The 13,139-nt window shown below is 52.9% G+C and carries 13 protein-coding genes; all 13 read right to left on the bottom strand.

Going from position 1 to position 13,139, the window contains the following annotated elements; all coding sequences use genetic code 11:
• Position 1 precedes the first annotated feature (1 nt).
• Entirely contained in the window at positions 2-1,042 is a 1,041-nt protein-coding gene (gene pstS / locus AC2TE5_RS22935; protein ID WP_063145553.1) for a phosphate ABC transporter substrate-binding protein PstS, read from the bottom strand.
• 321 nt (positions 1,043-1,363) lie between these two features.
• Positions 1,364-3,193, bottom strand: coding sequence for a glutamine--fructose-6-phosphate transaminase (isomerizing) (gene glmS, locus AC2TE5_RS22930; protein ID WP_023309792.1), 1,830 nt, complete (start codon positions 3,191-3,193; stop codon positions 1,364-1,366).
• 225 nt (positions 3,194-3,418) lie between these two features.
• Entirely contained in the window at positions 3,419-4,789 is a 1,371-nt protein-coding gene (gene glmU, locus AC2TE5_RS22925) for a bifunctional UDP-N-acetylglucosamine diphosphorylase/glucosamine-1-phosphate N-acetyltransferase GlmU (RefSeq protein WP_213330674.1), read from the bottom strand.
• Between the two features lie 138 nt (positions 4,790-4,927).
• Positions 4,928-5,347 (bottom strand): F0F1 ATP synthase subunit epsilon, encoded by a 420-nt coding sequence (locus AC2TE5_RS22920; protein ID WP_006177560.1) that lies wholly within the window; start codon positions 5,345-5,347, stop codon positions 4,928-4,930.
• Positions 5,348-5,367: 20 nt separating this feature from the next.
• Entirely contained in the window at positions 5,368-6,750 is a 1,383-nt protein-coding gene (gene atpD, locus AC2TE5_RS22915; RefSeq protein ID WP_006177559.1) for a F0F1 ATP synthase subunit beta, read from the bottom strand.
• 31 nt (positions 6,751-6,781) lie between these two features.
• The gene (gene atpG, locus AC2TE5_RS22910) at positions 6,782-7,645 is read right to left on the bottom strand and encodes a F0F1 ATP synthase subunit gamma (RefSeq protein WP_008500191.1); all 864 of its coding nucleotides are present in this window, start codon (positions 7,643-7,645) and stop codon (positions 6,782-6,784) included.
• A gap of 51 nt (positions 7,646-7,696) precedes the next feature.
• Positions 7,697-9,238: a F0F1 ATP synthase subunit alpha gene (atpA, locus tag AC2TE5_RS22905; protein ID WP_006808751.1), complete on the bottom strand. Its 1,542-nt coding sequence runs from the start codon at positions 9,236-9,238 to the stop codon at positions 7,697-7,699.
• Positions 9,239-9,250: 12 nt separating this feature from the next.
• A complete protein-coding gene (gene atpH / locus AC2TE5_RS22900) occupies positions 9,251-9,784 on the bottom strand; it encodes a F0F1 ATP synthase subunit delta (protein ID WP_023309790.1) in 534 nt (177 codons plus the stop codon).
• 14 nt (positions 9,785-9,798) lie between these two features.
• Positions 9,799-10,269: a F0F1 ATP synthase subunit B gene (gene atpF, locus AC2TE5_RS22895; protein ID WP_014072436.1), complete on the bottom strand. Its 471-nt coding sequence runs from the start codon at positions 10,267-10,269 to the stop codon at positions 9,799-9,801.
• A gap of 48 nt (positions 10,270-10,317) precedes the next feature.
• Complete coding sequence (atpE, locus tag AC2TE5_RS22890; RefSeq protein WP_000429386.1) at positions 10,318-10,557, bottom strand: F0F1 ATP synthase subunit C; 240 nt, start codon at positions 10,555-10,557, stop codon at positions 10,318-10,320.
• 49 nt (positions 10,558-10,606) lie between these two features.
• On the bottom strand, positions 10,607-11,422 hold the full coding sequence (gene atpB, locus AC2TE5_RS22885; protein ID WP_023309789.1) for a F0F1 ATP synthase subunit A: 816 nt from the start codon (positions 11,420-11,422) through the stop codon (positions 10,607-10,609).
• Between the two features lie 8 nt (positions 11,423-11,430).
• A complete protein-coding gene (gene atpI, locus AC2TE5_RS22880) occupies positions 11,431-11,811 on the bottom strand; it encodes a F0F1 ATP synthase subunit I (RefSeq protein ID WP_484612423.1) in 381 nt (126 codons plus the stop codon).
• Positions 11,812-12,427: 616 nt separating this feature from the next.
• A complete protein-coding gene (gene rsmG / locus AC2TE5_RS22875; RefSeq protein ID WP_121423348.1) occupies positions 12,428-13,051 on the bottom strand; it encodes a 16S rRNA (guanine(527)-N(7))-methyltransferase RsmG in 624 nt (207 codons plus the stop codon).
• Positions 13,052-13,139 lie beyond the last annotated feature (88 nt).

Raw genomic sequence — 13,139 nt, 5'->3', positions numbered from 1 at the left:
GTTAGTACAGCGCTTTACCGCTGCTGTCTTTCACGTTGGTTTTCCATGCAGCACGAATCTGCTCAACCACGCTGTCCGGCAGGGTGGCGTAATCCAGGGCGTTAGCCTGTTTGCCGCCGTTTTTGTACGCCCAGTCGAAGAACTTCAGCACTTCGGTGCCCTGCTCAGGTTTCTTCTGCTCTTTGTGAACCAGGATGAAGGTGGTAGAGGTGATTGGCCATGCACCTTCGCCTTTCTGGTTAGTCAGATCCTGCGCGAACGATTTGCTCCAGTCAGCGCCTTTCGCAGCGTTAGCAAAGTTCTCTTCGGTCGGACTAACCGGTTTGCCGTCGGCTGAAACCAGTTTGGTGTAGGACAGGTTGTTCTGCTTAGCGTACGCATACTCTACGTAACCAATTGAGCCAGGCAGACGCTGTACGAACGCGGCGATACCGTCGTTACCTTTACCGCCCAGACCGGTTGGCCAGTTAACGGTAGAGCCGGAGCCGACTTTAGACTTCCACTCTTCGTTCACTTTTGCCAGGTAGCTGGTGAACACGAAAGAGGTACCGGAACCATCCGCACGGCGAACCACGGCGATGTTCTGAGAAGGCAGCTTCAGGCCTGGGTTGAGTTTAGCGATCGCTTCGTCATCCCATTTTTTGATTTTGCCCAGGTAGATGTCACCCAGGGTTTTGCCGTCCAGCACCAGCTCACCCGACTTCACGCCCGGCAGGTTGATGGCCAGGACCACGCCACCGATCACGGTCGGGAACTGGAACAGGCCTTCCTGAGCCAGTTTGTCATCAGACAGCGGAGCGTCTGATGCGCCGAAATCAACCGTGTTCGCGGTAATTTGTTTAACGCCACCGGAGGAGCCGATACCCTGATAGTTAACCTTGTTACCGGTTTCTTTCTGGTAGGTATCCGCCCATTTGGCATACACCGGCGCAGGGAAGGTTGCACCAGCGCCAGTCAGGCTTGCTTCTGCAAATACAGAGAACGCGCTCAGAGATAAGGTCGCGGCGACAACAGTTGCGACAGTGGTACGCATAACTTTCATAATGTCTCCTGCAAGATTTTCGTAAATCGTTGTTTAGTGGCTACGATGAGCAAAATAGGACAAACAGGTGACAGATAAATGTACGAATTATGACAGTTTTATGACAACGAAAATTTCACTTAAAAACCAGCAAAAGAAAGCTTAATTTTCATCGTGTTAGCCACTTTTATGACAAGACGTTTTCAGAAATATTTTCTTTATGTGACACTGAAAAAAGTAGCTGAAGATGACAAATTGTCATTATTAAAAATGAGAAAGGATTGATGAAAAACAAACCGGGCGGGATAAAAAAGCTCCACCCGAAGGTGGAGCCTGAAGGGATTATTCTACGGTAACCGATTTCGCCAGGTTACGCGGCTGGTCAACGTCGGTGCCTTTGATCAGCGCAACGTGATAGGCCAGCAGCTGCAGCGGAACGGTGTAGAAGATTGGTGCAATCACCTCTTCCACATGCGGCATCTCGATGATGTGCATGTTGTCATTGCTGACAAAACCGGCATCTTTGTCGGCGAAGACGTACAGGACACCACCGCGGGCGCGGACTTCTTCGATGTTAGATTTCAGTTTTTCCAGCAGTTCGTTGTTTGGTGCCACAACGATGACCGGCATATCCGCGTCAATCAGCGCCAGCGGGCCGTGTTTCAGCTCGCCTGCCGCATAGGCTTCAGCGTGAATGTAGGAGATCTCTTTCAGCTTCAGCGCGCCTTCCAGCGCAATCGGATACTGATCGCCACGACCCAGGAACAGGGCGTGATGTTTGTCAGAGAAATCTTCCGCCAGCGCTTCAATACGTTTGTCCTGAGACAGCATCTGCTCAATACGGCTCGGCAGCGCCTGCAGGCCGTGAACGATATCGTGCTCAACGGAAGCATCTTCGCCTTTCAGGCGCGCCAGCTTCGCCACCAGCATCAGCAGAACGGTCAGCTGAGTGGTAAACGCTTTGGTGGAGGCCACGCCGATTTCGGTACCCGCTTTGGTCATTAGCGCCAGATCGGATTCACGCACCAGCGAGGAGCCAGGGACGTTACAGATGGCCAGCGAGCCCAGGTAACCCAGCTCTTTAGAGAGACGCAGCGCGGCCAGCGTGTCCGCCGTTTCGCCGGACTGGGAAAGGGTGATCATCAGGCTGTTACGACGCACAGCGGATTTGCGATAGCGGAATTCAGATGCGATTTCCACATCGCACGGCACGCCCGCCAGGGATTCAAACCAGTAGCGAGAAACCATACCGGAGTTGTAGGAGGTGCCGCAGGCCACGATCTGAATATGCTCGACCTTGCCTAGCAGTTCGTTCGCGTTTGCGCCCAGCTCGCTCAGGTCAACCTCACCGTGGCTGATGCGCCCGGTCAGGGTGTTTTTGATGGCGTTTGGCTGCTCGTAAATCTCTTTCTGCATGTAGTGACGGTAAGCGCCTTTGTCGCCCGCGTCGTACTGCAGATTCGATTCGATCTCCTGACGTTTCACCTGCTCGCCTTTGGTATCGAATACGGTCACGCTGCGGCGAGTTACTTCCGCGATATCACCCTCTTCGAGGAAGATAAAGCGACGGGTAACCGGCAGGAGCGCCAGCTGGTCAGAAGCGATGAAGTTTTCGCCCATGCCCAGACCGATAACCATCGGGCTACCGGAACGCGCGGCCAGCAGCGTGGACGGGTCGCGGGAATCCATGATTACCGTACCGTACGCACCGCGCAGCTGAGGGATAGCACGCAGCACCGCATCACGCAGTGTGCCGCCCTGCTCCAGCTCCCAGTGCACCAGGTGAGCAATCACTTCGGTGTCAGTTTCAGAGACGAAGGTGTAGCCGCGTGCTTTCAGTTCTTCGCGCAGCGGTTCGTGGTTTTCGATAATGCCGTTGTGCACGACCACGATGTGTTCAGACACATGCGGGTGCGCGTTACCTTCAGACGGTTCGCCGTGCGTCGCCCAGCGGGTGTGCGCAATACCGGTACCACCGTGCAGCGGATGTTCTTCCGCGGCCTGGGCCAGCATCTGCACTTTACCGAGACGACGCAGACGGGTCATATGACCTTCTGCATCGACGACAGCCAGACCGGCTGAGTCGTAACCACGGTATTCCAGACGACGTAAACCTTCGAGAAGGATTTCAGCAATATCACGCTGCGCAACTGCGCCAACAATTCCACACATAATTTTAGATTCCGAATTTAGGCATTATGCCTGCGTTGTCGCTGACCTGTATTTGCCCTTTCCGGGCGCCCCGAGCCTTGTAGAGAGTGGGGTTATTTTTATGGGTACTGCTTGTGGGGGGAGATATATATTTATCTCCTCTCCCGGGTTTGCCTGATGACGGCTACGCCTTATCAGGCCTACTCAATCGTAGGGCGGGTAAGCGTAGCGCCACCCGCCTTGTTGTTACTTTTTCTTCACCGGGCGTTTCCAGCCCTGCTTGCTGACCTGCGGAACGCGGCTTAACACCAGCTCGTTCTCGGCCACATCGCGCGTAACGGTTGTTCCGGCGGCAATGGTCACCCCGTTACCCACGGTAACAGGCGCCACCAGCTGCGTATCGGAGCCAACGAACACGTCGTCACCGATGATGGTTTTAAACTTATTCGCGCCGTCATAGTTACAGGTAATAGTCCCTGCACCAATATTCACGTTATTGCCAATTTCCGCGTCGCCCAGGTAGGTCAGATGACCGGCTTTCGAGCCTTTACCCAGACGCGCTTTTTTCATTTCCACGAAGTTACCCACGTGAGCGCCTTCCAGCAGCTCAGCGCCCGGGCGCAGACGCGCAAACGGGCCGATGGTACAGGCGGCATCCAGACGGGCATCTTCCACCACGCTGTACGGGCTGATTTCGCAGTCGTCGCCGATGACGCTGTTTTTAATCACGCAGCCGGCGCCAATTTTGACGCGATTGCCCAGCGTGACGTGACCTTCGAGGATAACGTTAGTATCAATCTCAACGTCACGCCCGTGAGATAACGAACCACGCAGATCGAAACGTGCCGGATCGCGCAGCATCACGCCCGCCAGCAGCAGTTTTTCGGCCTGCTCGGACTGATAAATACGCTCAAGACGGGAAAGCTGCAGGCGGTTGTTCACGCCGTCCGTTTCGCTAATGCGCGCCGGATGAACGGCGGCAATTTCACGCCCTTCGTGGTACGCCATCGCAATGATGTCGGTGATGTAGTATTCACCCTGCGCGTTGTTGTTGTTGAGTTTGGACAGCCAGCGCTTCATATCCGCGCCATTGGCAATCAGGATACCGGTGTTGATCTCCTGAATCTGGCGCTGTTCGTCGCTGGCATCTTTATGCTCAACAATACCCGTGACGTTGCCGTTTTCACGGGTGATGCGGCCATAACCGCTTGGATCGTCCAGCACGACGGTCAACAAACCGATGCCACCCTGCGGTTTGGCTTCACGCAGGCGAGTCAGGGTTTCAACGGAGATCAGCGGAACATCGCCGTAGAGCATCAAAATGTCTTCGTCATCCGCAAAGAAGGGCGCTGCCTGCTGCATCGCATGGCCTGTACCCAACTGTTCGGCCTGAAGCACCCAGTTGAGCTTGTCATCGCTCAGCGTCTTTTTAAGCAGATCGCCGCCGTGGCCGTAAACCAGGTGGACCTGACTGGCACCCAGTTCATTCGCTGCATCAATGACATGCTGCACCATTGGCTTTCCTGCAAGCGTGTGGAGCACCTTAGGCAGATCGGAATACATGCGGGTCCCTTTGCCAGCGGCAAGGATCACCACGCTCATCGCACTGTTTGACATACGCATCCTGACGGTAGTTTGAGTGTGAAGTAAAAACGTTTGATGCTTAAAATTCTACATCTTTTTCATCATGAATTAAGGCCGAAAAAAAAAGCCAGCCTGGTATCCAGACTGGCTTTTGTGCTTTTCAAGCCGGTGTTACATCGCTTTTTTGGTCAACTCGATAACGCGCAGTTTCGCGATCGCTTTGGCCAGCTCCGCAGACGCCTGAGCGTAATCCACGTCACCATGAGAGCTGCTAATGTGCTCTTCAGCCTTACGCTTCGATTCCAGGGCTCGCGCTTCGTCGAGATCCTGGCCACGGATAGCGGTATCGGCCAGAACGGTCACACTGCCAGGCTGCACTTCAAGAATGCCGCCGGACAGATAGATAAACTCTTCGTGACCGAACTGTTTAACGATGCGGATCATACCAGGCTTAATGGCGGTGAGCAGCGGTGCGTGACCCGGGAAAATACCCAGTTCACCTTCACTACCCGTTACCTGGATTTTCTCGACCAGACCAGAGAACATTTGTTGCTCTGCGCTGACGACGTCCAGGTGGTAAGTCATTGCCATATCACCCTCCGATTAAGGCGTTAAAGTTTTTTGGCTTTTTCCACGGCTTCGTCGATGGAACCAACCATGTAGAACGCCTGCTCCGGCAGGTGATCGTATTCGCCTTCCATGATGCCTTTAAAGCCACGGATGGTGTCTTTCAGGGAAACGTATTTACCCGGAGAACCGGTGAATACTTCCGCAACGAAGAATGGCTGGGACAGGAAGCGCTGGATCTTACGCGCACGTGCTACCACCAGTTTGTCTTCTTCAGACAGTTCATCCATACCCAGGATGGCGATGATGTCTTTCAGTTCCTGGTAACGCTGCAGCAGGGACTGTACGCCACGCGCGGTGTCGTAGTGTTCCTGACCCACAACCAGTGGATCCAGCTGACGGCTGGTGGAGTCCAGCGGGTCAACGGCTGGGTAGATACCCAGAGACGCGATCTGACGGCTCAGTACCACGGTTGCATCTAAGTGCGCAAAGGTGGTTGCTGGAGATGGGTCAGTCAAGTCATCCGCAGGTACGTATACCGCCTGAACGGAGGTGATAGAACCGGTTTTGGTAGAGGTGATACGTTCCTGAAGAACACCCATCTCTTCCGCCAGCGTAGGCTGATAACCTACCGCTGAAGGCATACGACCCAGCAGTGCAGATACTTCCGTACCGGCCAGGGTGTAACGATAGATGTTATCAACGAACAGCAGAACGTCACGGCCTTCGTCACGGAACTTCTCAGCCATAGTCAGACCGGTCAGCGCAACGCGCAGACGGTTTCCTGGTGGCTCGTTCATCTGGCCGTAAACCAGGGAAACTTTGTCCAGAACGTTGGAGTCGGTCATTTCGTGGTAGAAGTCGTTACCCTCACGAGTACGTTCACCTACGCCCGCAAACACAGAGTAACCGGAGTGCTCGATCGCGATGTTACGGATCAGCTCCATCATGTTTACAGTTTTACCAACACCCGCACCACCGAACAGACCGACTTTACCGCCCTTCGCGAACGGACACATCAGGTCGATAACTTTGATACCGGTTTCCAGCAGTTCCTGAGAGCTGGACAGCTCTTCGTAGGAAGGTGCCGCGCGGTGGATAGCCCAACGCTCTTCTTCACCGATGTCGCCTTTCATGTCGATTGGTTGACCCAATACGTTCATGATACGACCCAGTGTTGCTTTACCTACCGGGACTTCGATCGGGTGCTCAAGGTCTTTGACTTCCAGACCACGACGCAGACCGTCGGAAGAACCCATCGCGATGGTACGCACGATACCGCCGCCGAGCTGCTGCTGAACTTCCAGCACCAGGCTCTCGTTACCATTCTGTACCTCAAGCGCGTCGTACACGCGTGGTACGGCGTCCTGAGGGAACTCGACGTCCACCACGGCGCCGATTACCTGGACAATCTTTCCAGTAGCCATCTTGAATCCTCTACGTAATTCGTAAACCTGGTTAAACCGCGGCGGCCCCCGAGACGATCTCGGTGAGTTCCTGAGTAATGCTGGCCTGACGAGCTTTGTTGTAAACCAACTGCAGCTCTTTAATCAGGCTGCCGCCATTATCGGTCGCGGCTTTCATCGCCACCATTCGTGCGGCCTGCTCGCTGGCCAGGTTTTCTACAACGCCCTGATAAACCTGAGATTCAACGTAACGACGCAGCAGGGTATCCAGCAGCGGTTTCGGATCGGGTTCATACAGGTAATCCCAGGCTTTTTGCTTCAGCTCGTCATCTTCTGATGCCGGTAACGGCAGCATCTGAGTGAGCGTTGGAACCTGAGACATGGTGTTAATGAATTTGTTGCTGACAACGTACAGTCTGTCCAGACGGCCTTCATCATAGGCCTGCAACATCACTTTAACCGGGCCGATCAGTTCGGACAGGGACGGGTTATCACCCATACCGGTCACCTGAGCGACAATGTTGCCACCAACGGAGTTAAAGAAAGAGACGCCTTTAGAGCCGATCATTGCGATATCGCACTGAACGCCTTTTTCAGACCATGCTTTCATATCCGCCAGCAGTTTTTTGAACAGGTTAATGTTCAAGCCGCCACACAGACCACGGTCGGTCGACACCACCAGGTAGCCCACGCGCTTAACGTCGCGTTCTTCCAGGTAAGGGTGCTTATATTCCAGATTACCGTTTGCAAGGTGACCAATCACTTTGCGCATGGTTTCTGCATAAGGACGGCTGGCCGCCATGCGATCCTGCGATTTACGCATTTTGGAAGCGGCGACCATCTCCATCGCTTTAGTGATCTTTTGCGTGTTCTGGACGCTTGCGATCTTACTACGTATCTCTTTTGCGCCGGCCATGAGCTTCTCCTCAATGCCAGGCGGCTTGTCCTGAGACAAGCCGCCGGACGATTACCAGGATTGGGTTGCTTTGAAGGAATCGAGGATAGCTTTCAGCTTGCCTTCGATTTCGTCGTTATAGCCACCGGTCTGGTTGATCTCTTGCATCAGCGGAGCGTGATCACGGTCGACGTAAGCCAGCAGAGCGGCTTCGAAGCTACCGATTTTCGCCAGTTCCACATCTTCGAGGTAACCGCGTTCAGCCGCGAACAGTACCAGGCCCTGCTGAGCAACAGACATTGGTGCGTACTGTTTCTGCTTCAGCAGCTCGGTCACTTTCTGACCGTGGCTCAGCTGTTTACGGGTTGCTTCGTCCAGATCGGATGCGAACTGAGAGAACGCAGCCAGTTCACGATACTGTGCCAGCGCGGTACGGATACCACCGGACAGTTTCTTGATGATCTTGGTCTGAGCAGCACCACCAACACGGGATACGGAGATACCCGGGTTAACCGCCGGACGAATACCGGAGTTAAACAGGTTGGTTTCCAGGAAGATCTGGCCATCGGTAATAGAGATTACGTTGGTCGGAACGAACGCAGAAACGTCACCCGCCTGGGTTTCAATGATCGGCAGAGCGGTCAGAGAGCCCGTTTTACCCTTCACTTCACCTTTGGTGAAGTTCTCGACGTATTCCGCGTTAACGCGGGAAGCACGCTCCAGCAGACGAGAGTGGAGGTAGAATACGTCGCCAGGGAACGCTTCACGTCCAGGTGGACGACGGAGCAGCAGGGAAACCTGACGATAAGCAACAGCCTGTTTAGACAGGTCATCGTATACGATCAGCGCATCTTCACCGCGGTCACGGAAGTATTCGCCCATTGCGCAACCGGCGTATGGCGCCAGGTATTGCAGTGCAGCGGATTCAGACGCAGTTGCTACCACAACGATGGTGTTAGACAGTGCACCGTGCTCTTCCAGTTTACGGACCACGTTGGAAATGGTGGACGCTTTCTGGCCGATGGCCACGTACACACATTTGATACCGGAGTCACGCTGGTTGATGATGGCGTCGATTGCCATCGCGGTTTTACCGGTCTGACGGTCACCGATGATCAGTTCACGCTGACCACGACCGATTGGGATCATGGCATCAACGGACTTATAACCTGTCTGAACAGGCTGATCTACGGACTGACGGTCGATAACGCCTGGTGCGATAACTTCGATTGGGGAGAAGCCATCGTGCTCAACCGGACCTTTACCGTCGATTGGCGCACCCAGGGTGTTAACAACGCGACCCAGCAGGCCACGGCCAACCGGCACTTCCAGAATACGGCCAGTACACTTAACCTTCATGCCTTCGGCGAGGTCAGCGTATGGACCCATCACAACTGCACCTACGGAGTCGCGCTCCAGGTTCAGTGCGATAGCGTAACGGTTACCCGGCAGGGAAATCATCTCACCCTGCATACAATCGGCCAGGCCGTGGATGCGGATAACACCGTCACTTACAGAAACAATAGTACCTTCGTTGTGAGCTTCACTCACAACACTGAACTGAGCAATGCGCTGCTTGATCAGTTCGCTGATTTCGGTGGAATTCAGTTGCATGCTCCAGTCCCCTTAAGACTGCAAGACGTCTGCAAGGCGTTCAAGACGGCCGCGTACGCTGCCATCAATGACCATATCACCCGAACGGATGATTACGCCTGCCATTACAGACTTATCGATTTTGCAATTCAGCTTAACTTTGCGTGACAGACGTTTTTCCATCGCGGCGGTGATTTTCGCAAGCTGTTCGTTACTCAGTTCAGTCGCAGAAGTCACTTCAACTTCCGCGGTTGCTTCACTAAGGGCACGTAAGTGCTCAAACTGCTCGAGAACATCCGGGAGCACACGGAGACGACCATTTTCTGCCATGACCTTAATCAGGTTCTGGCCGTTGGCATCCAGTTGCTCTCCGCACACGGCGATAAACGACGCGGCGAGAGTTTCAGGTGCTAACGCACCGGAAAGCAACTCAGCCATTTGTTCGTTTTTCGTCACCTCAGCGGCAAACGCCAGCATATCCTGCCAGCGATCGACATTTTGGTGTTCGACAGCAAAGTCAAAAGCTGCTTTGGCGTAGGGGCGAGCTACCGTAACAAATTCAGACATCAGCCCCTCCCTCCTTACAGTTCAGCGACAAGTTTGTCCACGATGTCGCTGTTAGCAGCTTCATCCACGGAACGTTCGATGATCTTCTCGGCGCCAGCAACAGCCAGAATCGCAACCTGCTTACGCAGTTCTTCACGAGCACGTTTACGCTCAGCATCAATTTCTGCCTGAGCCTGTGTCACGATCTTAGTACGTTCCTGTTCTGCTTCAGCTTTGGCTTCGTCCAGGATCTGCGAACGGCGTTTGTTAGCCTGTTCGATGATTACCTGAGCTTCCGCTTTCGCTTTTTTCAGCTGGTCTGTCGCGTTGGCCTGTGCAAGGTCCAAATCTTTCTTAGCGCGTTCTGCAGAAGCCAGACCGTCAGCAATTTCTTTCTGACGTTTTTCGATGGCAGCCATTAAAGGCGGCCATACATACTTCATGCAGAACCAGACAAAGAGAATAAACGCGATGGCCTGGCCGAGGATTGTTGCGTTCATGTTCACAGCACAATACCTCTTTAATTTCTGTGGCTTAGGGTTTTAAAACTACTACTACGCGACAGCAAACATCACGTACAGACCCAGACCTACAGCGATCATTGGGATAGCATCCACCAGACCCATAACGATAAAGAACTGAGTACGCAGCAGAGGAATCAGATCAGGTTGACGCGCTGCGCCTTCCAGGAATTTGCCCCCGAGGATGCCGATACCGATCGCAGCACCGATAGCCGCCAGACCCATCATCACAGCGGCAGCCATGTACAGCAGATCCATATTCAGGTTTTCCATGACAGTCTCCAGTTTGTTTCAATTAAAACGTAGTAGTGTTGGTAAAAAATCAGTGCTCTTCAGACGCCATCGACAGATAGACGATCGTCAGAACCATGAAGATAAAGGCTTGCAGCGTAATGATCAGGATGTGGAAAATGGCCCATGGCACATTAAGAATCCACTGTGACCACCACGGCAGAAGACCCGCGATCAGAATGAAAATCAGCTCACCCGCATACATGTTGCCGAACAGTCGCAGACCCAGTGAAACAGGTTTGGACAGCAGGCTAACGCCTTCCAGGATCAGGTTGACCGGAATAAACGCCCAGTGGTTGAACGGCTGCAAGGTAAGCTCTTTCACAAAGCCGCTTACGCCTTTCATTTTGATGCTGTAGAAAAGAATCAGGATAAATACGCCCAGCGCCATCGACAGGGTGATGTTCACGTCCGCAGACGGTACAACACGCAGCGCAGGCAGGCCGAAGATGTGCTCGCCGATAAACGGCAGCAGATCGATTGGCAGCAGGTCCATCAGGTTCATCAGGAAGACCCAAACGAACACGGTCAGGGCCAGCGGAGCAATCAGCTTGCTCTTGCCATGGTACATGTCTTTGACGCTGCCATGGACGAAGCCGATGATCATTTCGATGAAGGTCTGGAATTTCCCTGGTACACCGCTGGTCGCTCGTTTAGCAACACCGCGGAACATGGCCAGGAACAGAAGACCCAAAACCACCGAGAAGAACATGGAGTCGATGTTGATCGTCCAGAAGGTGGCCGGGGGGTTATGTGGATCCACCAGCGAGAATGTACGCAGGTCCAGCTGAAGGTTATTCAGATGGTGACCTATGTAATCCTGCGGCGTCATATTTTCTGAAGCCATGATGCCTTTTACCCTTTGTTATTGATTACAGCTGGAGCCAGAACTTGTACCACCAGCACCAAAACCCACGTTGCTATCAGCGGCATGAAGACCACTTTCAAAACCGCCAGCGCCATCACCAGTAGAGCAAAGGTCAGCAACACCTTACACACTTCGCCGAGGGCGAAGGACCAGGCCACGCGGCCTTTGGCGGGTGTATGCGCCTGATGACGCCAGGCAAAATTCATAAACAACACGTTTGGCAGCACAACCGCCAAACCCCCGCACACGGCGGAGATGCCCCAGAAGGGGTCTTTGAGGCTAAACAGCAGTCCACTTGCTATCACAGCCAGAAACTGAACGAACAGAAGCTTACGAGCAACGTTTCTACTCAAGAGCGACACAGACATCACGTTTTTACTCCTGCTCCCTTCGAGGTATGCCGCGTGTCGTATAAAACGTCCTTTAAGGCTCAGAGTCAAGCATCAAAAAGCGGTCAAATTATACGGTGCGCACCCGTGATTTCAAACATTAAGTAGCGAAAAGGTGAATAAATGTTTAAATATTTTTCCCCACCGCTATTTTTTAACTTTCGCTGAAAGCGTCAACCTTCGACCAAAACTGCAAACAGCGCGAAAACGTTGACGATAAAGCGTGCACGAGATCACAAAACACACATTTGCGATAAGGTTGTATTTATCAAAGACGCAAATCGCATAAATTTATCTTTATGAAATTAAACGCAAAACGTCGTAACTATTTTCAAAACAGCCCAGTACACAATAAAAACCTTTTATTGACATTCTTAATAAATATTTAACATTGCGTTCTGGTTACTGTCTTCCACTTTTAGCAGACTTATATTTTCACAGATGACTATCTTCTCGGTGAATAATAGGCGCTACGTTAACCGGGAGAAAAACCTTAGTGAAAAAGAGGTTAAATGCTCACCGGTAAATCCCCGGTAGTTGTGCTGTTTTTTAACATGCTAAGAACAGCACAAATTCCACATTTTTTATTAATTTTTTAAAAATTGTTTGGCTTAATTATCACCAGATGACGTTCCCCATCGAGCTGAGGAATGTTTAATTTCTCGATGGATTCAACAGCAAATCCATCCGGAAGCTGTTCAATCTCATCGCCTGGCAACTGCCCTTTCAGCGCATAGAAGCGGCCGTTCTCTGCAGGCAAGTGCTTACACCAGCTCACCATATCGTTGAGCGAAGCAAACGCGCGGCTGATAACACCGTCAAACGGCGGCTCCGCCGGGAACTCCTCTACCCTGCTCTGCACGGGCGTGATGTTCTCAAGCTTCAGCTCATGCTGTACCTGACGTAAAAAGCGCACGCGCTTGCCGAGGCTGTCCAGCAGCGTGAAGTGGCTCTCAGGGCGAACAATCGACAGCGGAACGCCCGGTAAACCAGGTCCCGTCCCCACGTCGATGAAACGCTCACCTTTCAGCCAGGGGGCAACCACAATGCTATCGAGAATATGGCGTACCAGCATCTCGTTGGGGTCACGTACTGAGGTCAGGTTGTACGCTTTGTTCCATTTGTTCAGCATATCGACATAGGCCACCAGCTGGTTTTTCTGGTGATCGGTGAGCGAAATACCTGCCTGATCCAGCAGACGAGAGAGTTTGTTGAGCACGGTGAATACCTGTTTAGAGATTTTTCGCCCAGTGGCGCTGCCGCTTACCGGGCCTACGAATAAGTAGGGCGGGTAAGCGAAGCGCCAC

Source organism: Enterobacter sp. N5-15 (assembly GCF_057221635.1).
Note: the sequence above shows the minus strand (reverse complement) of the source record. Positions and strands in the feature narration are given on the sequence as shown.

Excerpts from the sequence above, each read along its gene's own strand:
- atpB (WP_023309789.1), bottom strand. The coding sequence starts at position 11,422 with ATGGCTTCAGAAAATATGACGCCGCAGGATTACATAGGTCACCATCTG.
- atpG (WP_008500191.1), bottom strand. The coding sequence starts at position 7,645 with ATGGCCGGCGCAAAAGAGATACGTAGTAAGATCGCAAGCGTCCAGAAC.
- atpD (WP_006177559.1), bottom strand. The coding sequence starts at position 6,750 with ATGGCTACTGGAAAGATTGTCCAGGTAATCGGCGCCGTGGTGGACGTC.
- glmS (WP_023309792.1), bottom strand. The coding sequence starts at position 3,193 with ATGTGTGGAATTGTTGGCGCAGTTGCGCAGCGTGATATTGCTGAAATC.
- atpH (WP_023309790.1), bottom strand. The coding sequence starts at position 9,784 with ATGTCTGAATTTGTTACGGTAGCTCGCCCCTACGCCAAAGCAGCTTTT.
- pstS (WP_063145553.1), bottom strand. The coding sequence starts at position 1,042 with ATGAAAGTTATGCGTACCACTGTCGCAACTGTTGTCGCCGCGACCTTA.
- atpE (WP_000429386.1), bottom strand. The coding sequence starts at position 10,557 with ATGGAAAACCTGAATATGGATCTGCTGTACATGGCTGCCGCTGTGATG.
- glmU (WP_213330674.1), bottom strand. The coding sequence starts at position 4,789 with ATGTCAAACAGTGCGATGAGCGTGGTGATCCTTGCCGCTGGCAAAGGG.
- AC2TE5_RS22920 (WP_006177560.1), bottom strand. The coding sequence starts at position 5,347 with ATGGCAATGACTTACCACCTGGACGTCGTCAGCGCAGAGCAACAAATG.
- atpA (WP_006808751.1), bottom strand. The coding sequence starts at position 9,238 with ATGCAACTGAATTCCACCGAAATCAGCGAACTGATCAAGCAGCGCATT.
- atpI (WP_484612423.1), bottom strand. The coding sequence starts at position 11,811 with ATGTCTGTGTCGCTCTTGAGTAGAAACGTTGCTCGTAAGCTTCTGTTC.